Source organism: Curtobacterium sp. PhB170 (assembly GCF_003752345.1).
Classification (GTDB): Bacteria; Actinomycetota; Actinomycetes; order Actinomycetales; family Microbacteriaceae; genus Curtobacterium.
On sequence record NZ_RJUM01000012.1, the window covers coordinates 112,752 to 136,621 of the forward strand.

Annotated in this window: 20 protein-coding genes; 5 read left to right on the plus strand and 15 right to left on the minus strand. The window is 72.7% G+C overall.

Annotated elements, in window-relative coordinates; genetic code table 11:
* Nucleotides 1-48 precede the first annotated feature (48 nt).
* The 3 genes from EDF40_RS13925 to EDF40_RS13935 all read right to left on the minus strand — a co-directional run bounded on the left by EDF40_RS13925 (nucleotide 49) and on the right by EDF40_RS13935 (nucleotide 3,950).
* Complete coding sequence (locus EDF40_RS13925) at nucleotides 49-2,706, minus strand: phosphoenolpyruvate carboxylase (protein ID WP_123340498.1); 2,658 nt, start codon at nucleotides 2,704-2,706, stop codon at nucleotides 49-51.
* 270 nt (nucleotides 2,707-2,976) lie between these two features.
* The gene (locus tag EDF40_RS13930; protein WP_123340497.1) at nucleotides 2,977-3,270 is read right to left on the minus strand and encodes a DUF2470 domain-containing protein; all 294 of its coding nucleotides are present in this window, start codon (nucleotides 3,268-3,270) and stop codon (nucleotides 2,977-2,979) included.
* Nucleotides 3,267-3,950 carry a heme oxygenase (biliverdin-producing) gene (locus tag EDF40_RS13935; protein WP_123340496.1) on the minus strand — a complete coding sequence of 228 codons (684 nt, stop codon included), beginning with the start codon at nucleotides 3,948-3,950 and terminating at the stop codon, nucleotides 3,267-3,269. The genes EDF40_RS13930 and EDF40_RS13935 overlap by 4 nt, the downstream gene beginning before the upstream one ends.
* Nucleotides 3,951-4,008: 58 nt before the next feature.
* On the opposite strand from EDF40_RS13935, the gene EDF40_RS13940 reads away from it, so the two are divergent.
* Both EDF40_RS13940 and EDF40_RS13945 read left to right on the plus strand, forming a co-directional pair.
* Nucleotides 4,009-4,854: a siderophore-interacting protein gene (locus tag EDF40_RS13940; protein WP_123340495.1), complete on the plus strand. Its 846-nt coding sequence runs from the start codon at nucleotides 4,009-4,011 to the stop codon at nucleotides 4,852-4,854.
* A 315-nt stretch (nucleotides 4,855-5,169) separates the two neighbouring features.
* Nucleotides 5,170-5,736, plus strand: a complete 567-nt coding sequence (locus EDF40_RS13945; protein WP_185003080.1) for a GIY-YIG nuclease family protein — start codon at nucleotides 5,170-5,172, stop codon at nucleotides 5,734-5,736.
* Nucleotides 5,737-5,799: 63 nt separating this feature from the next.
* Here EDF40_RS13945 and EDF40_RS13950 read toward each other — a convergent pair whose 3' ends face one another.
* The 4 genes from EDF40_RS13950 to EDF40_RS13965 form a co-directional block, all read right to left on the minus strand.
* Nucleotides 5,800-7,350 (minus strand): GMC family oxidoreductase, encoded by a 1,551-nt coding sequence (locus EDF40_RS13950; protein ID WP_123340494.1) that lies wholly within the window; start codon nucleotides 7,348-7,350, stop codon nucleotides 5,800-5,802.
* Nucleotides 7,347-8,822, minus strand: coding sequence for an alpha/beta fold hydrolase (locus EDF40_RS13955; protein WP_123340493.1), 1,476 nt, complete (start codon nucleotides 8,820-8,822; stop codon nucleotides 7,347-7,349). Before EDF40_RS13955 ends, EDF40_RS13950 begins: the two co-directional genes overlap by 4 nt.
* A gap of 76 nt (nucleotides 8,823-8,898) precedes the next feature.
* Nucleotides 8,899-9,867 carry a hypothetical protein gene (locus tag EDF40_RS13960; protein ID WP_123292853.1) on the minus strand — a complete coding sequence of 323 codons (969 nt, stop codon included), beginning with the start codon at nucleotides 9,865-9,867 and terminating at the stop codon, nucleotides 8,899-8,901.
* Nucleotides 9,868-9,916: 49 nt separating this feature from the next.
* Nucleotides 9,917-10,168, minus strand: a complete 252-nt coding sequence (locus EDF40_RS13965) for a DUF4287 domain-containing protein (protein ID WP_123340492.1) — start codon at nucleotides 10,166-10,168, stop codon at nucleotides 9,917-9,919.
* A gap of 131 nt (nucleotides 10,169-10,299) precedes the next feature.
* Between EDF40_RS13965 and EDF40_RS13970 the strand changes: the two genes are divergently transcribed.
* From EDF40_RS13970 to EDF40_RS13980, 3 genes are all read left to right on the plus strand, one after another.
* Nucleotides 10,300-11,484: an amino acid ABC transporter permease gene (locus EDF40_RS13970; RefSeq protein WP_123340491.1), complete on the plus strand. Its 1,185-nt coding sequence runs from the start codon at nucleotides 10,300-10,302 to the stop codon at nucleotides 11,482-11,484.
* The gene (locus tag EDF40_RS13975) at nucleotides 11,484-12,257 is read left to right on the plus strand and encodes an amino acid ABC transporter ATP-binding protein (protein ID WP_123340490.1); all 774 of its coding nucleotides are present in this window, start codon (nucleotides 11,484-11,486) and stop codon (nucleotides 12,255-12,257) included. Before EDF40_RS13970 ends, EDF40_RS13975 begins: the two co-directional genes overlap by 1 nt.
* A 65-nt stretch (nucleotides 12,258-12,322) precedes the next feature.
* Nucleotides 12,323-13,366, plus strand: a complete 1,044-nt coding sequence (locus EDF40_RS13980; protein ID WP_123340489.1) for an ABC transporter substrate-binding protein — start codon at nucleotides 12,323-12,325, stop codon at nucleotides 13,364-13,366.
* A 372-nt stretch (nucleotides 13,367-13,738) separates the two neighbouring features.
* On the opposite strand, the gene EDF40_RS13990 is transcribed toward EDF40_RS13980, so the two are convergent.
* From EDF40_RS13990 to EDF40_RS14025, 8 genes are read right to left on the minus strand one after another with little or no spacing between them, the layout of a single operon-like run.
* The gene (locus EDF40_RS13990; protein ID WP_260213435.1) at nucleotides 13,739-14,965 is read right to left on the minus strand and encodes an LLM class flavin-dependent oxidoreductase; all 1,227 of its coding nucleotides are present in this window, start codon (nucleotides 14,963-14,965) and stop codon (nucleotides 13,739-13,741) included.
* Nucleotides 14,962-16,593, minus strand: coding sequence for an ABC transporter substrate-binding protein (locus tag EDF40_RS13995; protein WP_260213434.1), 1,632 nt, complete (start codon nucleotides 16,591-16,593; stop codon nucleotides 14,962-14,964). Before EDF40_RS13995 ends, EDF40_RS13990 begins: the two co-directional genes overlap by 4 nt.
* Entirely contained in the window at nucleotides 16,590-18,227 is a 1,638-nt protein-coding gene (locus EDF40_RS14000) for an ABC transporter ATP-binding protein (protein WP_123340488.1), read from the minus strand. The genes EDF40_RS13995 and EDF40_RS14000 overlap by 4 nt, the downstream gene beginning before the upstream one ends.
* Nucleotides 18,224-19,117, minus strand: a complete 894-nt coding sequence (locus tag EDF40_RS14005) for an ABC transporter permease (RefSeq protein WP_123340487.1) — start codon at nucleotides 19,115-19,117, stop codon at nucleotides 18,224-18,226. Before EDF40_RS14005 ends, EDF40_RS14000 begins: the two co-directional genes overlap by 4 nt.
* Nucleotides 19,114-20,181 (minus strand): ABC transporter permease, encoded by a 1,068-nt coding sequence (locus EDF40_RS14010; RefSeq protein ID WP_123340556.1) that lies wholly within the window; start codon nucleotides 20,179-20,181, stop codon nucleotides 19,114-19,116. The genes EDF40_RS14005 and EDF40_RS14010 overlap by 4 nt, the downstream gene beginning before the upstream one ends.
* Entirely contained in the window at nucleotides 20,178-21,200 is a 1,023-nt protein-coding gene (locus tag EDF40_RS14015) for an LLM class flavin-dependent oxidoreductase (RefSeq protein WP_123340486.1), read from the minus strand. Before EDF40_RS14015 ends, EDF40_RS14010 begins: the two co-directional genes overlap by 4 nt.
* Entirely contained in the window at nucleotides 21,197-22,633 is a 1,437-nt protein-coding gene (locus EDF40_RS14020) for an NtaA/DmoA family FMN-dependent monooxygenase (protein WP_123340485.1), read from the minus strand. The genes EDF40_RS14015 and EDF40_RS14020 overlap by 4 nt, the downstream gene beginning before the upstream one ends.
* Entirely contained in the window at nucleotides 22,630-23,862 is a 1,233-nt protein-coding gene (locus tag EDF40_RS14025) for an LLM class flavin-dependent oxidoreductase (protein ID WP_123340484.1), read from the minus strand. The genes EDF40_RS14020 and EDF40_RS14025 overlap by 4 nt, the downstream gene beginning before the upstream one ends.
* Nucleotides 23,863-23,870 lie beyond the last annotated feature (8 nt).

The window sequence follows — 23,870 nt, forward strand, 5'->3', positions numbered from 1 at the left end:
AGGCCCGTGGCGGCACCGCCACGGGCCTCCTGTCCGCCTCGGCCGGCGTCAGCCGGTGTTCTGCAGGCCGGCGGCGATCCCGTTCACGGTGAGCAGGAGCAGACGGTGGTCGGCGTCGGTCGGGTCGGTGCTGCCCGTCGTCCGGATGGACCGGAGCGCGCGGAGCTGCAGGTGCGACAGGGCGTCGACGTACGGGCTGCGCAGGCGCACGGCCCGGGCCAGGACCGGACGGTCCTCGAGCACGTCGCTGCCGCCCGAGATCCGGAGCACCCAGTCACGGGTCCGCGTCATCTCGTCGAGCACCTTGGCGGCGAGGTCGTCGCGGTCGGCGAGCTCGAGGTACCGGCGGGCGATGTGCTCGTCGGTCTTCGCGAGCGACATCTCGACGTTCTTGATCATCGCGCCGAACAGCGGCCACTCGGCGTACGCGGCCCGCAGGACGTCGACGTCGCCGACCGCCTCGAGCGCGGAGCCGAGCCCGTACCAGCCGGCCAGGTTGATCCGCGCCTGCGTCCACGAGAACACCCACGGGATCGCGCGGAGGTCCTCGAGCGACTCGACGGACAGCCCGCGGCGGGCCGGGCGGGAGCCGAGCGGGAGCAGCCCGATCTCCTCCATCGGGGTGACCCGAGCGAACCACGGAGCGAACCCGTCCGCCTTGACCAGCTCGTAGAACGCGACGCGCGACACGTCGTCCAGCTGCTGCGCGAGGTCGGCGAACCGGGTGGCAGCAGCGGCGGTGCGCGCCTCGTTGGACGGCGACGACGCGAACAGGGTGGCCGAGGCCATCTGCTCGAGGTGACGGGCCGCGATGTCCTGGTCGCCGTACTGCGCGAAGATGACCTCGCCCTGCTCGGTGAGCTTCAGGCGACCGTCGATCGATCCCGGCGGCTGCGCGAGGACGGCCTCGTTAGCCGGCCCGCCGCCGCGGCCGAGCGAACCGCCGCGGCCGTGGAACAGGGTGAGCTCGACCTCGTTGTCCCGTGCCCAGTCGGCGATGCGGGCCTGGGCGTCGTAGAGCGCCAGGTTCGCGGAGACCGGACCGACGTCCTTCGACGAGTCCGAGTAGCCGAGCATGACCTCGAGCCGACGGCCGGTCGCGGCGAGACGACGCTGGAACGTCTCGGTGCGGACGGCCTCGTCGAGGATGTCGACGCTGGCGTGCAGGTCGGCGAAGGTCTCGAAGAGCGGGATGACATCGAGCACCGGTGCAGCCTCGGGCGAGCCGAGTGCGGCGACGGCGAGCTCGTGCACGTTCGCCAGGTCCGCCGCCGACTGCGTGAAGGACACGATGTACCGGCTGGCGGCACGGACCCCGTAGCGGTCCTGCAGGTCGGCGATGGTCCGGAAGACCGCGAGGACCTCTTCGGTGGTCTCGCTCAGCGCGCCGCCGGCCCGGATCTCCGCCAGGGCGGTGCGGTGCACCTGCGAGTGCTGCCGGACCTCGAGCTCGGCCAGGTGGAACCCGAAGGTCTCGACCTGCCAGATGAGGTTCTGCAGCTCGCCGTTCGCTGGCCGGATCGCGCCGGCGGCGACGAGCGACGCCTGGATCGTGCGGAGGTCGGCGAGCAGGGCGTCCGGTCCGTCGTACGCGAGCGGCGTCGTGCCCTGGCGGGTGGCGTCGATGCGCGCGGCGGTGAACAGGAGCGCGCGGCGGTGCGTCTCGTTCGGGGCGCGGACACCGATGCGCTCGGCGATGCCCGGGTCGAGCGACTCCTGCGCCGCCACGAGCGCGGTGAGCCCGGCGTCGGCCGGGGTGTCGCTCGCGTCGAGGGTCAGGGCACTGCCGATGCGGGTGGTGGCGCGGGTGAGCCCGATCAGGATGTGCTCGGCCGCGATCTCCGCAGCCTGGCGCGTGATGTCGGCGGTCACGTGCGGGTTGCCGTCGCGGTCGCCACCGATCCAGGTGCCGAACCGCACGAACGCGGGCGCCGTCACCGGTGCACGTCCGGCGTCGTCGCCCTGCAGCCGGTCGTCGAGCAGGCGGTAGACCTGCGGGACGATCTCGAACAGCGTCTGGTCGAAGACGCTCATGGCGGTGCGGACCTCGTCGAGCGGGGTCGGGCGGGTCGTGCGGAGCGGCGAGGTGCGCAGGAGCGTCGTGATCTCCTCGAGCAGCCGTCGCTCGTTCTCGGCACGCGCCGTGGCGTTCTTCGAGCGGTCGCGCTCGTCGATGAGGTCCGTGATGCGCCGCACGCCCGTGGTCACCGCACGACGGCGGGCCTCGGTCGGGTGTGCGGTCAGCACCGGGTGGAACCGCAGCGTCCGGAGTCGCTCGGCCGCCTCGGCCTCGCCGACCTCGGCCACGAGTTCTGCGTAGGTCGCCGGGAACGAGTCGCCGGCCAGGCCGCCGTCGTCGCCGCGCTGCCGGAGCACCCGCACGCGGTGGTGCTCCTCGGCCAGGTTCGTGAGGTGGAAGTACGTCGTGAAGGCCTGCGCCACCGCTTCGGCGCGCTCGGCCGACATCGCGGACACGAGGGTCTGCGCGCGGGCAGCACCCTCGGCGTGGTCGCCCTCGTAGGCGTCGATCACGGCCGCACGCAGCGACTCCACGTCACGCAGCAGCTCGTCGCCACCGTTCTCGCGCAGCACCCGGCCGAGCAGGTTGCCGAGGTAGCGCACGTCGGCGCGCAGGTCACTGTCGACCGCGCCGCTGACGTCGTCCCGAGCGCGCTCATGGCGCGCCGATCCGTCGATCGCCGTCATGGGGTCCTTTCGGGGTCGTCCGGGAACACCGTCCCGGCTCCGAGCAGCGTATCGGCCCGCGGCCACCCGTGACGTCGACCGTCCGGACGGACCAGCGGGCGGGGCGCCCGGAACGCGTAGGCACGCAGCGCGAGCATGCAGGAGGGACGCCGGGATCGCGACGCGACGCGGGAGCACCCCTGCAGTTGCGACGCGGTCCGCGATCCCGGCGGGTCTGTGGTCGGCGCGGATGGGCTCGGTTCAGCTCGGTTCAGCTCGGTTCAGCTCGGTTCAGCTCGGTTCGGCGAGCTGGGCCTGCGCGGCGGAGTGGACCTCGACGATCTGCACCCGCGCCGAACGGCGGTCGGTCAGCGGCGACGTCCAGGGCACGATGACCTGTTCCTCGTCGCCGTCGTCGAGCCGGGCGATCCAGACACCGGCGATCGCGTCGATCTCGGTCATCGTCGCGGCCACGGCGGTCGCGGCCCCGTTCGCGCGGACGATCGCCAGGTTGTCGGCCGCGTGGTCGGCGTTCATGTGCCGGAGGATCGCTCGGCGCGCCTCGTCGTCGAAGGCCTCGGTCACGCGGTCACCGCCACGTCGCCGGCCCCGTCGGTCACCGGGCGACGCCGGGCGTCGAGCCCCTCGAGCAGGCCGCTGTTGAGCGAGTACGCCAGTTCGACCTCGGCGATGACCCGCTCCTGCTCGTCGGCCGTCCACGGCGCCGCGTCGAGCTGCGCACGGTAGGTGTCCTTGAAGGCACTCGGGTCCGCGACCTGGTCGAAGATGTAGAACAGGACGCCGTTCGTGTCGAAGCCGAACTGGTCGGAGAGCATCCGCCCGATCATCTGCCCGCCGGACAGGTCGCCGAGGTACCGCGTGTAGTGGTGCGCGACGAAGCCGCCCGGCCACTCGGCCGCGACCTCGTTGAGCCGCCGCACGTACGCCGTCGTGGCGGGGAGCGGGCAGACCAGCTCGGACCAGTCCGGGCCGATCAGGTACTCGAGGTCGGCACGGATCGCCGGCATCCGGGTGAGCTGCGAGGTGACGAACGGCGCCGCCACCGGGTGGTCCGCCATCCGCTCGGCCGCACGTTCGAGGGCGTCGTAGACGAACGAGTACTGTCCGAGCAACGCCGCGTAGTCGGCGACGTCGCACTTCCCGCCGAGCAGGTCGTGCATGAAGCCGTTCCCGGCCGAGGAACCGTGCGAGCGACGCGTGCGCTTGCGCAGCAACTCGGAGAACGGGATGACGGTCGTGTCCATGAGGTAAGGCTAACCTTAGTTCGACAAACGTCAAGCAGGAGAGAGGACGCTCGTACCGATGAGCTCCAAGCCCAAACGCCCCCAGCACGTCTTCGTCGTCGACCGCATCGAGCGACTGTCGCCCCACATGGTGCGCGTCCACCTCGGCGGACCGGCCTTCGACGACTTCGTGGGCACGGCCGACCCGGACAAGCTGGCCGCCACCGACAAGTACGTCAAGCTCCTGCTCGCCAAGCCGTCGCTCGGCCTCGAACCCCCGTACGACCTCGAGGAACTGCGCGAGACGCTGCCGAAGCAAGACCGACCGGCCCGCCGCACGTACACGGTGCGGGCTGTCGACCACACCGCGAAGACGATCGCCGTCGACTTCGTCGTGCACGGCGACGACGGACTCGCCGGGCCCTGGGCCGCAGCGGCGCAGCCCGGCGACAAACTCGCCCTGTCCGGTCCCGGCGGTGGCTACGCGCCCGTCGACGACCCGGACGTCACCCACGTCCTCCTCGGCGACGACAGTGCCCTGCCGGCCATCGGCGCCGCGCTGGAGTCGATGTCCGACACGGCCACGGGAGTCGCCCTGGTCGAGGTTGCCGGCCCTGCCGACGAGCAGGACATCGCGCACCCGGCGGGGGTCGACCTGCGGTGGCTGCACCGCGACGCCACCGGCGCCCAGCCGGGCACGCTCCTGCTGGACGCGGCCCGGGCGCTGCCCCGTGCCTCCCGGCCGGTCCAGGTGTTCGCACACGGCGAGCGGACCGCGATGAAGGCGATCCGTCGGCTGCTGCAGGACGACTGGGGGCTGGAGAAGCGCGAGATGTCGCTGTCGGCGTACTGGGCGCTCGGCCGCGGTGAGGACCAGTTCCAGGAGGAGAAGCGCGAGCCGGTCGGCGTGATCTTCACCGACTGATCGGTCTCGGCCTGCCCGGTTCTTCCCAGAGCGGATGCGGTGGGAAGCGGAAACGTGCGTACCTGGTCGTTCCAACTGACCAGGTACGCCCGGTTTCGGTAGGTGCGCACCGGTTCGGCGTGAGTCCGCCTGGTTCGGGCAGGGACGCCCGGTTCTTCCCAGAGCGGATGCGATGGGAAGCGGAAACGGGCGTACCTGATCGTTCCAACCGACCAGGTACGCCCGTTTCAGGCAGGTACGCGCCGGTCCGGCGCGGGTGCGCAGGGCGGACGGGAGGCACGGGGTGCGTCGGTGGGTCCGGCTAGCGTTCCGGGCATGGTCACCTCGTCGTGCTGCGTGCCGGGTTGCGCAGGTCCCGCTGCGGACGCGCTCACGGGTGTGCCCCTGTGCGCGACGCACGTCGCCCTGGTGACGGAGTTCGCGGCCGAGCACGTCGGCGTCGAGGACACCCTGCCGGGGCCGTGCCCGATGTGCGGATCCCGCGTCGGGGTGCGGTTCCCGACGGGCTTCGTCTGCGCGCGGTGCGAGTGGCGGTGGGGCGACGTGCCCGATGGCGACCTCGCTCCCCCGCGGGTCGACGTCGTGTACTACCTGCGGATGCGCGACGACTTCGGCGACCGGGTGAAGATCGGCACGACGATGAACCCGAAGCAGCGGCTGGCCGCGATCCCGCACCAGGACCTCCTGGCCTTCGAGCGGGGCGACCGGACGCTCGAACGTCGGCGGCACGCCCAGTTCGCGGCCGCCCGGTACCCCGGCACCGAGTGGTTCCGGGCGACACCGGAGCTGCTCGCGCACGTCGACGCCGTCGCGGCCGGCGTGGACGACCCGTGGGACCTGCACGCCCGGTGGACGAGCGAAGCACTGGCCCTGCGCGGCTGACCGAGCGGGCCGGAGCGCGTCCGCGCCGGCGGCCCGCCCACGTCGGCGGGCCGCCCACGCCGGTCAGGCCGCGCGGAGCATCCGGTCGGCGGTGCGCAGGGAGAGCGCCATGATCGTCAGCGCCGGGTTCGCGATGACGGCGCTCGGGAACACCGAGTTGTCGGCGATCCACAGGTTCGGGACGTCCCACGAGCGGCCGTCCGGGTCGACGACCGAGGTCTCGCGGTCCGCGCCCATGCGTGCCGTGCCGATGGTGTGTGCGGTGCGCTCGAGGACCCGGACGTCCTTGCCGCCGGCGGCCTCGACGATGGTCGTCATGGTGCGGACCGCGTGGCGGCGGATCGCGTCCTCGTTCGCGCCCGGGGTGAACGAGACCCGGGCTCGTGGCACGCCGTGCTCGTCGACCTCGTCCGCGAGGACCAGCCGGTTGTCGTCGTAGGGCAGGCACTCGGCGTTGATGCCGACGCCCGCCGAGTGCGGGTAGTCCTGCAGCGCCCGCACGAGCTCGGCGCCGCGCAGGCCGCCGCCCCGGATGAGCGTGTTCGCGAAGGTCTGCGGCTGCACGCCGAGGCTCTGGATCAGGTACCCGCCGGCGAAGTCCGCGTCGGCGGGGCGCACGAAGTCCTCGGTGATGATCGACGACGGGTAACCGCGGTACGAGCGCATCGACTCGTCGAACCGCGCCCAAACCTGGGTGGCGCCGTGCGCGGTGAAGTTCCGGCCGACCTGGTCGTTGCTGTTCGCGAGCCCGGTGTGCAGCAGCAGGCGCGGGGTCTCGATGCCGCCGGCGGCGAGCACGAGGGCCCGGCAGCGCTGCCGGTGTTCGCGGCCGTCGTGGGTGTACAGCACGGCGCTGACCTCGCCGGAAGCATCGAGCTCGATGCCGTGCACGAAGGAGTCCGGCCGGATCTCGGCGCCGAACGCCACCGCGGCGGGCAGGTAGGTGGTGTCCATCGAGACCTTCGCGCCGTTGCGGCAGCCCTGGTGGCACGAGCCGCAGGAAACGCAGGCGTGCCGCAGGCCGTGGTGCTCCTGGTGGCGGTCCTCGGTGGTCAGGCCGACGGGGGCGTCGGTCGCGGTGATGCCGGCGGCCGCTGCCCCGCGCATCATCATGTCCGACGAGGCGTTGCGCGCCGGTGGACGCATCCGGTAGCGGCGGGACGGGTCCCACGGGTAGTGCTCGGGTCCGGCGACCCCGACGTCGTGTTCGACCTGCTCGATCCAGCCGGTGAGTTCGGCGTGGCTGATCGGCCAGTCCTCGCCGACACCGGACGCGGAGCGGAGCGACAGGTCGTGCGTGCTCGGACGCGGGGTGAACGCGCCCCAGTGCAGCGTCGAACCACCGACCCCGGTGCCGCTGTTGTTCGGACCGAACGCCGTCGGTGCGCCGCCGCCGCTCAGCCGCTCGTCCATCCAGTTGATGTCACCGGGGGCGGCGACCTCGTCGGGCACGTGCTCGCCCGGCTCGGTGTTGCGACCGGCCTCGAGGGCGACGACCCGCAGGCCACGTCGGGCCAGGGAGGCCAGCAGGGGCGCTCCGCCGGCTCCGGTGCCGACGACCACCACGTCGACGACGTCGTCCGTGCCGTAGGTGCGCTGTCCGTCGAGTCTCATCGTGCTGCTTCCGTCGTCGTGGTGTCGTCGTGCATGTTGCGCGTGCCGTCGTGCGTGCCGTCGTGCGTGTCGTCGCGGGTGCGCTCGCGGCGGTCGGGTGCGGCTGGCTCCCAGGCCTCGCGCTGGTCGGCGGCGAGCAACTGGAAGCCCTGCTTGCGGACGCCGTCGCCCCCGTTCGCGAAGCCGTCGAAATCGATCGCCGCCATCGTCGCGGGGTGCGCGAGCCAGTGCTTCACGAGGTCGACGCTGGCGTCCTCGTACCAAGTACGCAGCTGCGCTGCGTCCACCTCGGTGTCCAGCACGGCGTCCACCACGTCGTCGCGTCCGGCATCGGGCACACCGTCGGCGCCGTACCGACCGGCGGCCACGTCCTGCAGGGCGTTGTCGAGCACGCCGTCCTGCGCTGGCCCGGCGAGCACGTCGAGCGCTGCCCGGTACGCCTCGACGTCGGTGGGCATGCCGTCGACCCGCCATCCGTCACCGAGCCCCGCGGCGAGCTGGTCGTCGACGCGCAGGGCGAGGTCCACCTGACCGTCGCCGGGCTGCGGCACGACGATGCGCGCGATCGCACGGAGGGTGTCGAGCTGCCGAGCAGTGAGTGCTCGCGGTTCGGCGGACGGGTCGTCGGGCAGCGCGCGGGCCGCCAACAGGGAACGCATCCGCGCGCTGACCCGCGGCGAGGCGATCACCCGTGCCTGCTCGACGGGCACGACGGGCGCCCCGGTGAACCGGCGGGTCCAGAAGTCGCGGATGCGGTCCGCCACCGCCTCGGGCTGCTCCCACGGCAGCAGGTGGGCAGCACCCTCGACGACGTGGAGCTCCGAGTCGGGCCAGTGCGGCAGCGTCAGGCGCCGCTGTGCCTCGGCGTCGAGGTCGCCGTCCTCGGCACCGGCGAGCACGAGTGCCGGCACGGGGTTCGGGGCCGCGTCGGACCAGTCCTCGCGGCTGCCGCGCGTGAGCCACGCGGTCCACGCGCCGGGGTCGGCGCGCTCGACGTCCTGCACGGCCGTCGTGTGTCGCTCGGGCGCCAGGGTGGACGCGGTGTTCGCGTCGACGAACTCGGCGGCGTGCGCCGCGCTGATCGAGCCGTCCGCCGCCCAGGAGAGCATCGCGGCGCGGCGGTCGTCGTCCATCGGTTCGGGCGCGAGCGGCGAGGCCGCGAGCAGCACCACGGCGCGCAACCCGAACAGGCCGTTCGCGCCGGACATCGTGCGGTCGGCGACGACCGTGGCGACCTTGCCGCCCATGGAGTGACCGACGAGTACCCACTCGCTCGCGCCACTGGCGCCGATCGCGCGCTCGACGAGCACGGCCATCTCCTCGACGGTCGTGCCGGACGACGCCGGGCTGCGGCCGAAGCCGGGCAGGTCGATCCCGATGAGTTCGAGGTCGTCGCGGATCAGGGCGCGGCGGAGCAGGGCGAACTCCTCGGAGCTCGCCCCCAACGCGTGGAGGCAGAACGCAGGGGTCACTCCTCTTGCCTACCGGTCGCTCCGCGGTGGACCCAGGCGGGGTGTACCCCGTCGGCGGATCCTGTACCCCGATCGGTCACCGTGCGTACGCGTCCACGAAGAGGTCGCCGCGGATCTCCCGCAGGGTGTCGGCGAGCCGATCGACGGTCCGGCCGGAGATGCCGGACACCTGCAGGTCGTACGGCCCGAGCGCCGGCAGGCGTCCGGTGCGGATGCGGACGACCTCCCAGCCGACGGCGCGGACGGCGCGGTCCTTCCGGCGGTCGGTGTCCTGCCGCGGGCCGACGTGCTCGAGGCCGTGGCGGCCGGTCGAGTCGTACTCGATCGCGACGCGCAGCTCGGGCAGGATGATGTCCGGCCAGACCTCGACGTGGTCGAAGAACGGCCGGTCGAGGCGGATCGCGGAGTGGTCGTAGGTGAACGCGAACCGGTCGGACAGCGCCGCGCGGAGCTCGGCCTCGACCGCGGAGGCCGTCGCCGGGGCGCAGACGCTCGTGAAGGACTCGCCCGAGGGCAGCCGCGGGGTCTTCGGGCAGATCGTGCGGGGCACCGGCTGACTCGGACGTCGCGGCGTGCCCGGCGCCGGTCGACGTGCGCGGGTGCGGCTCGAGGCGACAGCACCGGCCGGGGTCCCGCGGGAGGGCGCGGCCGGCAGGGTCTGGCGACCGGTGGCCCGGACCACCCGCTGCGGGACCGGCACCTGCGACGGCCAGTCGGACGGCAGGACCGGCCAGCGCTGCGGTTGCGCCTGCACCGCGCACTCCGGGCACCACACCGAGCGTCGGCGTTCACGACCCGGCCGGGAGCGCTGTTCGGACGGCGTGGCGACGAAGACGTGGCCGACGTCGCACTCCCACGTCAGCAGGACCTCGGCCGCCGGCGGGACCTGGGTCAGGACGACGCCGTGGTTCCAGTCCGGGTGGTACTGCCGGATGAGCACCGGGTACGGCGCCCAGTCGGCGCGGAACTGCCCGACGGCGTACGGCACCGCCTCGCCGCGCGACCACTGTCGGCGGCGCCACCACGCGTCGACGGGTTCGGCCACGTCCACACGCTAGGCACCGCCACCGACACTGCGGGAAACCGGGGTGCACTCAGCCCGCGAGGGCCCGCTTCGCGTACGCGACGAGCGCGTTCGCATGGCCGTGGCCGAGCCCGTGCTCGGTCTTCAGCCAGGCGACGACCTGCATGTGCGGGTGGTCGTCGAGCTGCTCGGCGACCAGGTCGAGCCACTCCTGGACCGGGCGGCCGTACGTCTTCTCGATGCTCGGGAAGTACGACGCCGGCCCCTTCGCCGTGCTGCCGTCCGCCGGGGGCGCTGGAGCGGTCACGCGGTGCGCTGTCATGGCAGAACAGTACTGCGCACCCGGCGTCACGGAACGTCACGCGCGCGGCGACTGTGACGCAGCGTTCCGCCCCGTAGCGGTGTGTTTCACGGTGCGTTGTCCAGGCACCGCGACCCTTCTACGGTCGCGACATGACCGACACCAGAACGGGACTGCCCCGCGGCGCGACCAGCGCCGTCGCCGGCACCGACGGGGTCGACGCGACCGGCGTCGACCACGCGGCCGGAGCGCCGGACGCACCACGGGCCTCCCGGCCGACCGTCGCGAGCGACGCAACCGACGCAACCGACGCGACCGCCACGTCCGTGGACGCCGCCGGACGCGCCGCGCTCGACCGACCCGTCCTCCCGCTGCGGCACCCGCTGCGCTGGATCGCCGCGGCCGTCGTGCTGGTGGTGCTCCTGAACTTCGTCGAGACGCTGTTCACGAACGAGTCGTGGGGCTGGCCGGCCGTCGGGAAGTGGCTGTTCAGCCCGGCGATCCTGACCGGCCTGCAGCTCACACTCGTCGCGACGGCGCTGAGCGCGGTCATCAGCTTCACCGGCGGCATCGTCGTCGCGATCGCCCGGCTCTCGCACAACCCGGTGCTGTCCGGGTTGGCGTGGGGCTACGTCTGGCTGTTCCGCTCCGTGCCGCTCATCCTCGTGCTCGTCTTCCTGTACAACCTCGGGTCGCTGTACCCGACGATCGGCATCGGGATCCCGTTCGGGCCGCAGGTCGAGGTCACCACGGCCAACGTCCTCGGCGACCTGGCCATCGGGGTGATCGGCCTGAGCCTGAGTGAGATCGCCTACGCCTCCGAGATCGTCCGCGCCGGCGTGCTCGCCGTCGACCACGGCCAGCACGAGGCCGCGCAGGCCCTCGGGCTCCCCCGGCGTCGCCAGTTCGTGCGGGTGATCCTGCCGCAGGCACTGCGGTCGATCGTGCCGGCGTTCGTGAACCAGGTCGTCGGGCTGCTCAAGGCGTCGTCGCTGCTGTTCTACGTGTCGCTGCTCGACCTGTTCGGGGTGGTGCAGAACCTGTCGAGCACCTACCCGACCGACATCATCCCGCTGCTCGTGGTCGCGACGCTCTGGTACCTCGCGCTCACCAGCGCGGTGTCGGTCGTGCAGCACTACGTCGAGCGGTGGACCGCCCGCGGCTCGGTCCGGGCGTTGCCGCCCACGCCGTTCCAGCGGGTGCGGGCCGCCGTGCGTCGCGGTTCCGGACGTGGGTCGGGACGGCCTGGAGGCCCGGATCGCGCCCGGCAGGCCGCCTCCGGCGCGCGCGTGGTCGCGTCCGGCCCCGCTTCCACCATCGACGACAGGACCATCTGATGAGCGCAGCGATCAGCATCCACGGAGCCGTCAAGGCGTTCGGTGACACGGTCGTCGTCGACGGCGTCGACCTGTCGTTGCCGTCCGGGAGCGTCACCGTGGTGCTCGGCCCGTCGGGGTCCGGGAAGTCCACGCTGCTGCGCGCGATCAACCACCTCGAACCGCTCGACCGCGGCGTCGTCACGGTCGGCGGCGAGACGATCGGCGTCCGGCTCCGGACCGGGCGCGACGGGGTCCCCCGCTACAAGGAGCTGCCCGATCGCCTGATCCTGCGGCAGCGGTCGCGGATCGGCTTCGTGTTCCAGCACTTCAACCTGTTCCCGCACCTGACCGCGCTCGAGAACGTGGCCGAGGGGCCGATCGCCGCCGGGGTCCCCCGTGCCGTGGCGCACGCCCGTGCGGCGGCTCTGCTCGAGCGCGTCGGACTCGGTGACCGTAGCGACACCCGGCCGCGGCAGCTCTCCGGCGGGCAGCAGCAGCGCGTGGCCATCGCGCGGGCACTGGCGCTCGAGCCGTCGGTCGTCCTGCTCGACGAGCCGACCTCGGCGCTCGACCCGGAGCTCGTCGGCGAGGTGCTCGGCGTCATCCGGGGGTTGGCGGACACGGGCACCACGCTCGTCATCGTCACCCACGAGATCGCCTTCGCCCGCGAGGTCGCCGACCACGTCGTGTTCCTCGACCACGGCCGCGTCGTCGAGCAGGGCTCCCCCGCCCAGGTGCTCGACGATCCGCAGCACGCTCGCACGCGGGACTTCCTGTCCCGCGTCCGCTGACGCCGTCCCCTCGACGTTCCTTCTTCCCCTTCCACCTTCCCCTTCCACCCGATCCCAGGAGAACCATGTCCCCCACCACCCCCGCACGCTGGCGGAACCGCGCCGGCGCCCTCGTCCTCGCCACCGGAGTCGTCGTCGCCCTGGCCGGGTGCGCCACGTCGGCGACGGCCGGCTCGGGCTCAGGCTCCGGCTCTGGCTCTGGCTCCGGCGCGTCCGACGGCACGGTCACGATCGGCGCCGCGTCGAACGGCGCCGCCACCGAGACCAAGGTCACGGTCGACGCGGACGAGAAGCTGCACGACGAACTCCCGGCATCGATCAAGAAGTCCGGCAAGCTCGTCGTCGGCATCGGTGCGCTGCCCGCCGGGTTCCCGCCGCTCGCGTTCACCGGCGACGACCAGAAGACGCTGACCGGCTCCGAGCCCGACCTCGGCCGGCTCGTCGCCGCGAAGCTCGGGCTCGAGGCCCAGGTGCAGAACGCCACGTGGGACAACCTGTTCGTCGGGATCGACGGCGGCAAGTACGACGCCGGTCTCTCGAACATCACGGTGACCGAGCAGCGCAAGGAGAAGTACGACTTCGCCTCGTACCGCCAGGACAACCTCGCGCTCCAGGTGCCGGAGGACTCCTCGTTGACGTTCGACGGCGACCCGTCCGTGCTCGCCGGCAAGACCGTCGCCGTCAGTTCCGGCACCAACCAGGAACTCATCCTGCTCGGCTGGAAGGCCGACCTCGCGAAGCAGGGCAAGACGATCACGATCAAGTACTACCCGGACGGCAACGCCGTGAAGCTGGCGCTCGACTCCGGCAAGATCGACGCGTACTTCGGGCCGAACCCGACGGTCGCGTACCAGAACACGTTGAGCGCGGACGGCGCGAACCCCACGAAGACGGCCGGCACGTTCTCCGGCGCGGGCGGGGACCTGCAGGGGCTCATCGCGGCGACGACGAAGAAGGACAGCGGGCTCGCCGAGCCCATCGCGGACGCCATCGACGAGCTCATCGACGACGGCACCTACGCCAAGTGGCTCAAGGCCTACAACCTGTCGAACGAGGCCGTGGAGCACTCCGAGGTCAACCCCGAGGGGCTGCCGCTCGACGCGAGCTGAGCCGGGTTCGGGCGGGTCCGAACGACTCGGAACGACTCCCTCGATGTCACACGACGTCGAGGGAGTCGTTCTGTGCGCGCGCGGTGGTCGGCGCCGATGCGGAACGACATCGTCGACGTCCGACGACGACCACGGTGTCGCTCGTTGCGCGCGCATCGTCCGACATTCCACGAGGTGATCGACGCGTGCATGGTCGGAACATGCACGTCCACCGGCCGCACGCGCACCGACCCCGAACGACATCGTCGACGTCGCACGACGACCACGGTGTCACTCGTTGCGCGCGCCACCGGTTGCACGCGCGCACGAACGACGAGCCCGATGTCGTGCGACATCGAGCTCGTCGTTCCGGGTCGACACGGACCAGTACGGTCAGCGCGCCCCGGCACCCACGCCAGCCGCCGCACGCGCAGCACCAGCACCAGCACCAGCACCACCAGCACCAGCACCAGCACCAGCACCAGCACCAGCACCAGCTGCACCCCGCGCCGCCCACTCCGCCGCGAGCAGCTCGTACGAACGCACCCGGGCGTCGTGGTCGTGCGTGATCGTCGTCACCAGGAGCTCGTCCGCGCCGGTCGCCCGCTGCAGGACCTCGAGGCGGTCCGCGACGGCCGCAGCATCGCCGACGAACCGGGTGGCGAGCCGATCGGCGACCGACGCCGCCTCCGCCGCAGCGAGCGGCGCAGCCCGTGCCGCGGACGGCGTCGGGTACTCGATCGCCCCGACGCCGGAGCGGATCGAGTGCACCCACTCCGCGTACCCGAGGGACAGCTCGGCGGCCTCGGCCTCCGTGCGCCCGACGACGACGTCCGCCGACACGATGACGTGCGGTGCGTCGAGCACCCCCGGGCGGAACGCGTCGCGGTAGGCCTGCACCGACGCCAGGACCGTGCCGGGCGACGTGTGGTAGTTCGCGCCGTACGGCAGTCCGAGTGCTCCGGCGACCCGGGCGCTCTCGCCGCCGGTCGACCCGTGGATCCACAGTTCGACGGACGCTCCTGCTGCCGGCGGCGCCTCGACGACGGCGCCGTCCCGCGACCAGGTGCCGGCGAACAGCGACCGGATGAGCGACAGCTCGCCCTCGAACCGGTCGACGTCACCGGGGACGCGTCCGAGCAGCTCCCCCTGCAGGGCGAACCGGCTGCCCGGTGCGATGTGGAAGTCGAACGGTGCGGGCACGAGCAGTCCGTCGACGACCTCGTCCGAGCGGGGCGCGAGCGACGGCGGCTTGGGGGTGCCGGGTGCTGGCGCCCCGGAGCGGCCGAGCCCGAGGTCGATCCGCGGCCCGTACAGCGCAGCGAGGGTGCCGAAGGTCTCGGCGATCTGCAGCCCGCGGACGTTGCCGACGAGCGTCGCCGCACTGCCGACCCGGATCGTCGACGTGGCCGCGGCGACCGCTCCGATCACGATGGTCGGCGCGCTGCCCGCGACACCGGGGTTGAGGTGGTGCTCGGCGAGCCAGTAGCGGGCGTACCCGGCGCGTTCCGCGGCGACGGCGAGGTCGACGGTGCGGTGGAGCGCCGTGGCTGCGGACGATCCGGCGGTGACCGGCACCAGGTCGAGGACCGAGAGCGGGACGGAGCGAGCGGCGCTCACGAGGCGTCCTTCCACGCGCCGGTCAGCTGGTCGAGCCGGGTGTCGGCGCCGAAGACGATGCCGTGCACGTCCGTCGCCGGCGCGATGATGCTGGTGAGTTCGTGCACCGGGACGAAGTCGACCTGGGACGCGATGCGCTGCTGGATCTCCCCGAAGGTGGCCGACCGGTCGGACGCCGACGACTGCGACAGCTCCTTCGTGAAGAGCGCGTCGAGCGTCGTGTCCGACGCACCGATCGACTGTGCACCCGAGCTGGAGAACTTCGACCGCAGGACGTCACCGTCGGCGCGCGAGCTGTTGTCCCACGACAGGTCCCAGTCGCCGCTCGTCAGGTTGGCGAGGTACTGCGGCACGGTCCCGCTCTCGAGGGTGACGCCGACGCCGACCTTCCCGAGCTCCTGCTGGATCAGCTCGAGCGACGTCTGGTTCGGTCCGAAGTTCGTGATCCAGACGAGCTTGAGCTGCAGCTTCGTGCCGTCCTTCGTGCGGATGCCGTCGGATCCCTTCTCCCACCCGGCGTCGTCCAGGGCGGCCGCCGCAGCCTTCGGGTCGTACGTTGCCGAACCCGACGACGTGTCCGCGTACCCGGGCGTCGTCGACCCGAGGACCGAGTCCGCGACCGTGAACAGGTCGTTGAGCGCGGTGTCGCGGACCGCCTTCGGGTCGACGGCCTGTGCGATCGCCTTCCGGACTGCGAGGTCCGACACGATCGGCCGCTTCTGGTTGAACGTCAGGCCGAACACCTGCCCGGGGTTGGCGCGGGTCACCAGCTCGTACTGCGACTTGAGCACGTCGACGTCGCTCGGCTGCACGCTGCTGATCGCATCGAGCTGCCCGGACTGCAGGCTGCCGGTGCGGACGCTCGCCTCGGGCACGACCTGGAACGTGACCTTCGACAGGTGCGCCGCTCCGGAGAGGCCGCGGGCAGCGGGACCCCAGTCGTAGTCCTTTCGCTTCGTCAGGATCGTGGACGTGTTCTTCGTGTACGACGACAGCGTGAACGGTCCGGTTCCGATCACGGCCTTCCCGTCGGCGCGGTCGTCGAACGGGGTCTCGGTGGTCTTCGGGGCGACGATGCCGAGGGCGACCGACGCCGTGGCGTTCGGGAACGCGGCGTTCGGCGCCCCGAAGTCGACCTCGACCGTGTCGTCGTCGACGACCTTCGTCCCCTCGTAGCCGGAGAAGTACGCGGCCGCCGTGCTCGATGCGCCGGCCGAGGCGATGTCGTCGAAGGTGTCCTTGACGGCCGTCGCGTCGAACGCGGTGCCGTCCGAGAACGTGACGCCGGAGCGCAGGTCGAACGTGAACGCGGTGGCGTCGGCGTTCGCCGAGTACTTGGTCGCGAGCCACGGCGTGAGCGAGCCGTCGGACGGGTCCTGCCAGAGCAGCGAGTCGACGAGCTGCCGGGTGATCGCGAACGTGTCGTTGCCCGCGCCGGTGCCCGCCGGGTTGAGCGTGATCGGGTCGTTCGCGATGGCGTACGTGAGCGAGCCGCCGTCGACGGGCTTCGACGACGACGAGGACGTCGACGCGGTGCCGCCCGACGAGCAGCCCGCCATGACCAGGGCCGCCGCGGTGCCGGCCGCGATCGCGGCCACCAGACGGAACGGGGTGCGGTGGGTGGTCATGAGACTCCTTCGGTGGTGGGGACGCGCCGGGACCGTCCCGGGATCGCGTCGAGCAGTGCGCGCGTGTACTCGTGCTGCGGGTCGTGCAGCACCTGCGCCACGTCGCCGTGCTCCACGACGCGGCCGCGGCGCAGGACGGACACCTCGTGCGCGATGCGACGGACGACGGCGAGGTCGTGCGAGATGAACAGGTAGGAGACGCCGAGCGTCGACTGCAGTTCCGCGAGCAGGTCGAGGATCTGCGCCTGGACGGACACGTCGAGCGCGGAGACGGGTTCGTCGAGGACGATGAACGACGGGTCGAGCGCGAGCGCGCGGGCGATCGCCACACGCTGCCGCTGTCCGCCGGAGAGCTCCGCCGGACGACGACCGAGCACGGCCGACGGCAGCGCGACGAGGTCGAGCAGCTCCGCCGCCCGAGCCGCGCGGGACCGCCGGGTGCCGATGCCGAAGGCCGCGAGCGGGTCCGCGATCACCGCTCCCACCGACAGCCGCGGGTGCAGGGCCGCGTACGGGTTCTGCTGCACGATCTGCGCCTGCCGCCGGTACGCCCGCAGCGCGGCACCGCGGGCTCCGCCCACGTCGGCACCGTCGAACCGCACGCGGCCGGCGTCCGGGCGTTCGAGTCCGAGCACGAGGCGCGCGGTGGTCGACTTGCCCGAACCGGACTCCCCCACCAGCGCCAGCGTGCGGCCCCGCGGGACGGTCACGTCCACCCCGTCGACGGCGGTCACGCGGTCGAAGGACTTCCGCAGTCCGGTCGCGACGACGAGTGGGTCGGGGCGTCCGGACGGGAGGTCCGTGGCACGTCCCACGGACACGGTCACGTCGTCGAGACTGGGCGCCGCTGCGATCAGTGCGCGCGTGTACGGCTCACGGGGTGCGCCGAGCACCTCGGCCGGGGTGCCCTGCTCGACGATCCGTCCCTCGGACATCACGACGATGCGGTCGGCCCGGTCGGCGGCGACCCCGAGGTCGTGCGTGATGAACAGCACGCTCGTGCCCCGTTCGGCGACGAGCCGGTCCAGGTGGTCGAGGATCGTCCGCTGGACCGTGACGTCGAGCGCGCTCGTCGGTTCGTCCGCGACGAGGAGCTCCGGGTCGCCGATCAGGGCGATCGCGATGAGCACCCGCTGCCGCATGCCGCCGGACAGCTCGTGCGGGTACTGCCGAGCACGGAGTCCGGGTCGGTCGATTCCGGCACGGCGGAGCTCCTCGACGGCGCGTTCCCGAGCCTCGGCACCGGTGGCGAGTCCGTGGATCCGGAGCACCTCGGCGACCTGGGTGCCGATCCGCGTCACGGGGTTGAGCGACACCGTCGGGTCCTGCGGGACGAAGCCGATCCGGACGCCGCGCACGGACCGCACCTGGCGGTCGGTCGCGGTGACCAGGTCGAGGTCCCCGGATCCGTCGGCCGCCCCGGAGAGCCGCACCGTGCCTCCCGTCAGGTCCGCCGCTGCGGGCAGGAGCCGGAGGACCGCGTGCGCCGTCGTCGACTTGCCCGAACCGGACTCGCCGACGATGGCGACGCGCTCGCCGCGGCCGACGTCGAGCGAGACGCCGTGCAGGGCGGTGCGCGCGCTGCTGCCCCGGCCGTAGGTGACGGTCAGGTCCTGGATGCTGAGCAGGCTCATCGGACGGCCCTCCGTTCGGTGTCGAGTGCACGGGCGACGCGGTTGCCGGCGAGCACAGTGACGGCGATCACGAGGCCGGGGATGGTCGTGAGCCACCACGAGGACGCGATGAAGTCGCGCCCGGTGGCGACGAGCGAGCCCCACTCGGGTTGCGGCGGCTGCGCGCCGTACCCGAGGAAGCTCAGGCTCGAGACGGCGAGGATCGCCGTGCCGAACTCGAGGGCGGCGAGCACCAGGACGGGCCCGGCCGCGTTGGGCAGCACGTGCACGAGCAGCACGCGCCACCAGCGGTTGCCGTTCGCGCTCGCCGCCTCGACGTACGGCGCGGTGCGGACCCGGACGACCTCGGAGCGCATGATGCGCGCGATCGTGGCGATGCTCGCGACACCCACCGCCACCGCGACGTTCACGGTGCCGAAGCCGAGCACGGTGACGATCGTCAGCGAGAGCAGCAGGCTCGGGATCGCGAGCAGGACGTCGGCGACGCGCATGAGCACGGCGTCGACGACCCCGCCGACGAAGCCGGCGACGAGCCCGACGAGCGAGCCGCCGACCAGCCCGATGACGATCGCGAGGACCGCGGCCTGCAGTGTGAGCGCGGTGCCGTGCACGACGCGGGCGTACAGGTCGCGGCCGAGCTGGTCGGTGCCGAACCAGTGCGCGGCGTCGGGAGCGGTGAGCCTCGCGGCCGGGTCGGCGGCGAGCGGGTCGTGGTGGGTGAGTGCTCCGGGCAGGAGCGCGGCGAGCACGACGAGGGCGAGCCAGACGAGGGCGATGGCGAGCGTCGGGCGGGCGATCAGTGCGCGGAGGGCGGGCGCGGTGCCGCCGGGCACGCGGTCGGTGGCGAGCGACGCGGGGCGCCCGATGGCGAGCTGCGTGGTCTCGGTCATGCGGGGACCGCCTTCGGTTCGGTGGCGCTGGAGGGGCTGGCGCTGGACGGGCTCGCGCCGGGCGTCCCGCCGGGCGTCGTGCCCGGTGTCCCTCCCGGTGTCCCGCCGTCCTGGTCGCGGAGCTTCCGACGGCTGCCGGCGACGACGACGCGCGGGTCGAGCAGCGGGTACACGAGGTCGACGACCAGGTTCACCACGACGAAGATCGCGGCGGCGAGCAGCACGATGCCCTGCACGACGGGGATGTCCTGCTGCTGCACGGCGGTGGCGGTGACCCGGCCGAGGCCCGGGCGTGAGAACACCGTCTCGGTGACGACGGTGCCGGAGAACAGCTGTCCGACGATGAGTCCCGTCACGGTGAGCGCGGGCAGCGCAGCGTTCTTGAGCGCGTGCCGGAGCTGCACCCGCCACCGCCCGGCACCCTTGGCGTACGCGGTGTCCACGTACGGCTCGCGGAGGGTCTGGACGAGGGACTTCGACAGCAGCTGGGCGATCGTGGCACCGGTCGGCAGCGCCAGGGTGATCGCCGGCAGCACGACCGATGCGGGACCCTCGCCGCCGAACGCCGGGAAGACGTGCAGTCCGAACGAGAACCACTGCACCAGCAGCAGCGCGAACCAGAACCCGGGGACGGCGACGCCGATCGGGGGCAGCTGGAGCAGGAACTGACCGAGGGCCAGGTTCCGGGTCCACGTCGCCAGGACCGCGATCCCGCCGCCGAACACGATCGCGAGCACGAGGCCGGCGACCGCGATCTGGGCGGTCGGCGCGATCGCTTCGCCGATGACGTCGGCGACCGGTCGACCGACGCCGATCGAGCGGCCGAGGTCGCCGGTGAGCAGGGCGCCGAGGTGCTGGACGTACTGCACGAGCACCGGCTGGTCGAGGCCGTACTGGTGCCGGAGCGCGTCGAGCTGCGCCGCCGTGACGTCGGTGGCGTCCGGGCCGACCATGATGCGGGCCGGGTCGCTCGGCAGCACGTAGAGCACGAAGAACGAGATCGTCCACGCCGCCCAGAGCACGAGCACGGCCTGACCGATGCGGGAGAGTACGTAGCGGGTCACGCCACCACCGCCGTCCGGGCGGGCGTCCACCCGAGCGCCGGTGCGACCTTCGCCACGACGTCCGAGACGATCTGCTCGTACTCGTCACCGGCGAACTCGTAGGGCAGCTCGATCCGGAACTCGTCGACCTCGGCGAGCGTGGCGTCGTGCACGAGCTGCTCGACGATCTGCTCGGCGGGCCCCACCAGGTCGGCGGAGAACAGGGTCCGCCGCGGTCCCTGGGGCGCGGTCTGCCGTGCGAGACGGGATTCGTACCAGGTGCGGTACCGCTCGCGCGAGACCCGGTCGGCCGAGTCGGTCGGCACGACGCACCGGCCCCAGGCCACGCGGGGCGTGCGGCCGGTCGGCAGCGCGGCGCGGTACGCCGCGAGCTGGTTCCGCTGAGCGGTGCCGTAGTCGTCGGTGTCCTCGCCCGAGGTGAGGTTGCCGAGCAGCAGGTTGAGCCCGGAACTGCCGGCGAACGCGGCCGACCGGAGCGACCCGCCGCCGTACCAGACCCGGTCGACCAGGCCCGGCGCGTACGGCTGCAACCGGGGGCGCTGGAGGTTCCCGGGGCTCTGGATGACGGTGTCGTCCGCGCCGAGGAACGCGCCGCGCAGGTTCTCCACGAACCGGGACACCCGCCCGTACCCACGGTCGAACGCGCGCCAGTCGCCGTCGAACACCAGATCGCCGAGGATCTCGGCGTGCGGCGAGCCGGTGGACAGGCCGACCTGCAGCCGACCGTGCGCCAGGACGTCGGCGAGCGAGAAGTCCTCGGCCAGGCGGAAGGGACTCTCCCACCCGATCGGCACGACGGCGACGCCGAGCTCGATGGACGTGGTGCGCTGCGACGCCGCCGCCAGGAAGACCGCGGCCGAGCCGATGCCGTGCTCGAGGTGTCGGTGCCGGACCCAGGCACCGTCGATGCCGAGCCGCTCGGCCGTGGCGAAGAGGTCGAGGGTGGCCTCGAGACCGTCGGCAGGGGCGTCGTCCTCGAAGTTGCCGGGGACGAGGATCGCGAGGCTGGAGATCGTCACGCGAGCACCCCGGCGGACGCTGCCGCACGCGCCGGACCCGCCGCTGCGGCCGTGCGTGCGGCGGCCGATCGGTCGCGGATCGTGCCGGGCAGGTCGAGCGTCTGCCGGAGGGTCGCACCCTCGTCGTAGGACTGCCGGTAGACGCCGCGCTCCTGCAGCAGCGGGACGATCGTGTCGACGAACTCGTCGAGGCCGTAGGGGTTGGTGTGCGGCACGACGACGAACCCGTCGGTGGCGCGCTCCTGCACGTACCGGTCGATCTCGGCGGCGATGTGCGACGCCGTCCCGACGAACCCGCCGCGGGTCGAGGCGCGGATGACGAGGTCGCGGATGGACAGGTGCTCGGCCTCGGCGAGGTCCCGCCAAGACTGCACCAGGGCGGGGACGTCGCGGGTGTGCCGTGCGCGCCCGCGGGTGATCGCGGTGCCCTCGTAGTCGGGCTCGACCGTCGGCAGCGGGCCGTCGACGTCGTACGACGACAGGTCGCGGTTCCAGACCTGCTCGAGGAACGCGATCGCCGTGGCCGGACTGACCTGGGCACGACGGATGGCGTTCGACCGCTCTTCGGCGTCCTCCGCCGACGACCCGATCACGAACGTCGCGCCGGGCAGGATCTGCAGCTCGTCCTTCGACCGTCCGACCCGTTCGAGCCGCTCGGTCACGTCGCGGTAGAACGCCTGCGCGTCGTCGAACTCGGTGTGCAGCGAGAAGATGACCTCGGCGTTCGTGGCGGCGAGGTCGCGCCCCTCGTCGGAGTCACCGGCCTGCACGATCACCGGGTGCCGCTGCGGACTGCGGGGCACCGGGAACGTGCCGGTGACGTCGAACTGCGGACCGTGGTGGTCGACGTCGCGGATGCGCGACCGGTCGGCGAACACGCCGTCCGCCAGCTCGCCGACCGCGGCGGTGCCGGCGACGACGGCGTCGGGCTGCCACGAGTCCCAGAGTTCGCGGGACAGCGCGATGAACTCGGCGGCGCGCGTGTACCGGTCGGCGTGGTCGAGGAACCCACCGCGGCGGAAGTTCGCGCCGTGGAACGCGTCCGAGCTCGTCACGACGTTCCAGCCGGCACGACCGTCCGTCAGGTGGTCGAGCGTAGCGAGCTGCTTCGCGAGCTCCACGGGCTCGTTGAACGTCGTCTGCAGGGTGCCGACCAGCCCGATGTGGTCGGTGACCCCGGCCAGGGCAGCCAGGACCGCGAGGGTGTTCGGGCGCCCGACCACGTCGAGGTCGTGGACGCGACCCTTCTGCTCGCGGAGCCGCAGGCCCTCGGCGAGGAACAGGAAGTCGAAGAACCCACGCTCCGCGTTGCGGGCGAAGTGCTCGAACGACGAGAACGCGATCTGGCTCTCGGCGCGGTCGTCGCTCCAGATGGTGGTGTTGTTGACGCCTGGGAAGTGGGCGGCGAGGTGGACCTGACGCTTGGTGCTCATGCTGAGACCCCCGAAGGAACTGGACCGGTGACGGACGGACGGGCGTACCGGCTGACCGCCGGGGCGATGCCGAGCCGCGTGCGCAGGTCGGCGGTGGGACGGGACGCCACGTCGGCGCGGAGCCCGGCCGTGACGAGGGCGGGGACGAGCTGCCTGGCGATGGCGGTGCTGTCGATCGGGATGCGCAGCGGGCGGAGCCGGACGCCGGCGAAGCCGAGGCCCCGCAGATCCCCGATCAGCGACACGAGTTCGGGCACCGTCGTCGCGAGCACGGACGTGTCCGAGCCGAAGCCGACGGCGTACGGGGTACCGGCAGCGGCGTCGAGCGCGGCGAGCTCGTCGGCCGCGGCAGCGGTCGACGATCCGATCAGGACCGCGAGGTCGGCGAGGACCGGACGACGGACGTCCGACCCGGTCACCTGTTCGAGGTGACGGACCTCGTCCAACAGGTCCCGCGCCTCCCGGCCCTGGTACCCGGGCGTGACCAGCACGACGTCCGCAGCGGCCACGGCGAACGCGGCGGCGTCGGCGCGGTGGGCCAGGGCGAAGACCGGCGGCCGGCCCTGCGGCGACCGCGGCACGATCGACGCGCCGTGGACGGAGAGGTGACGGCCCGCGTACTCGGCGTTGTGGATCCGGTCGCGGTCGATGAACCGGCCGGTCGTGACGTCGCGGATGATCGCGTCGTCGTCCCAGCTGTCCCAGAGGCGCGACACGACCTCCGCCGCCTCGCGGGCCTCGTCGAACAGGTCGGCGGCGGTGTCGCCGCCGGGGCGGCGGCCGAACAGGGCCGATTCGCGGGGCGTCGGGCTCACCTGGATCCGCCACCCGGCTCGCCCCAGCGAGACGTGGTCGAGGGTCTGGAGGCCCGTGGCGACGTGGAACGGCTCGGTGTGCGTCACCGAGACGGTCGGCACCAGACCGACGGCGCGGGTCGCGGGGGCGACCGCGTTCGCGACGAGCAGGGCGTCGAGCCGTCCGACGACGGTCGTGGTGTCGAGGTCGTGGTCGACAGCCGTCGGGCCGGGGCCTGCCGGGCGCGTCGGGCCCGCGGTGAACGAGTCCTCGATGGTGACGGCGTCGATGCCGAGCCGGTCCTGCTCGACGACGACCTCGCGCCAGTGCCGGAGGCTCGACAGGCGCTGCGCGGCCGGGCCGGCGACGCGCCAGGCGGCGGGGTGCCAGCCGGCGCCCTGCAGCGCGGTGACGAGGGTGATGCGGTCGGGCATGGCAGTCC

Bases quoted from the DNA above. Each gene is read 5' to 3' on its own strand.
- EDF40_RS13925 (WP_123340498.1), bottom strand. From the start codon at position 2,706: ATGACGGCGATCGACGGATCGGCGCGCCATGAGCGCGCTCGGGACGAC.
- EDF40_RS13935 (WP_123340496.1), bottom strand. From the start codon at position 3,950: ATGGACACGACCGTCATCCCGTTCTCCGAGTTGCTGCGCAAGCGCACG.
- EDF40_RS13940 (WP_123340495.1), top strand. From the start codon at position 4,009: ATGAGCTCCAAGCCCAAACGCCCCCAGCACGTCTTCGTCGTCGACCGC.
- EDF40_RS13945 (WP_185003080.1), top strand. From the start codon at position 5,170: ATGGTCACCTCGTCGTGCTGCGTGCCGGGTTGCGCAGGTCCCGCTGCG.
- EDF40_RS13950 (WP_123340494.1), bottom strand. From the start codon at position 7,350: ATGAGACTCGACGGACAGCGCACCTACGGCACGGACGACGTCGTCGAC.
- EDF40_RS13965 (WP_123340492.1), bottom strand. From the start codon at position 10,168: ATGACAGCGCACCGCGTGACCGCTCCAGCGCCCCCGGCGGACGGCAGC.
- EDF40_RS13970 (WP_123340491.1), top strand. From the start codon at position 10,300: ATGACCGACACCAGAACGGGACTGCCCCGCGGCGCGACCAGCGCCGTC.
- EDF40_RS13975 (WP_123340490.1), top strand. From the start codon at position 11,484: ATGAGCGCAGCGATCAGCATCCACGGAGCCGTCAAGGCGTTCGGTGAC.
- EDF40_RS13980 (WP_123340489.1), top strand. From the start codon at position 12,323: ATGTCCCCCACCACCCCCGCACGCTGGCGGAACCGCGCCGGCGCCCTC.
- EDF40_RS13995 (WP_260213434.1), bottom strand. From the start codon at position 16,593: ATGACCACCCACCGCACCCCGTTCCGTCTGGTGGCCGCGATCGCGGCC.
- EDF40_RS14000 (WP_123340488.1), bottom strand. From the start codon at position 18,227: ATGAGCCTGCTCAGCATCCAGGACCTGACCGTCACCTACGGCCGGGGC.
- EDF40_RS14005 (WP_123340487.1), bottom strand. From the start codon at position 19,117: ATGACCGAGACCACGCAGCTCGCCATCGGGCGCCCCGCGTCGCTCGCC.
- EDF40_RS14020 (WP_123340485.1), bottom strand. From the start codon at position 22,633: ATGAGCACCAAGCGTCAGGTCCACCTCGCCGCCCACTTCCCAGGCGTC.
- EDF40_RS14025 (WP_123340484.1), bottom strand. From the start codon at position 23,862: ATGCCCGACCGCATCACCCTCGTCACCGCGCTGCAGGGCGCCGGCTGG.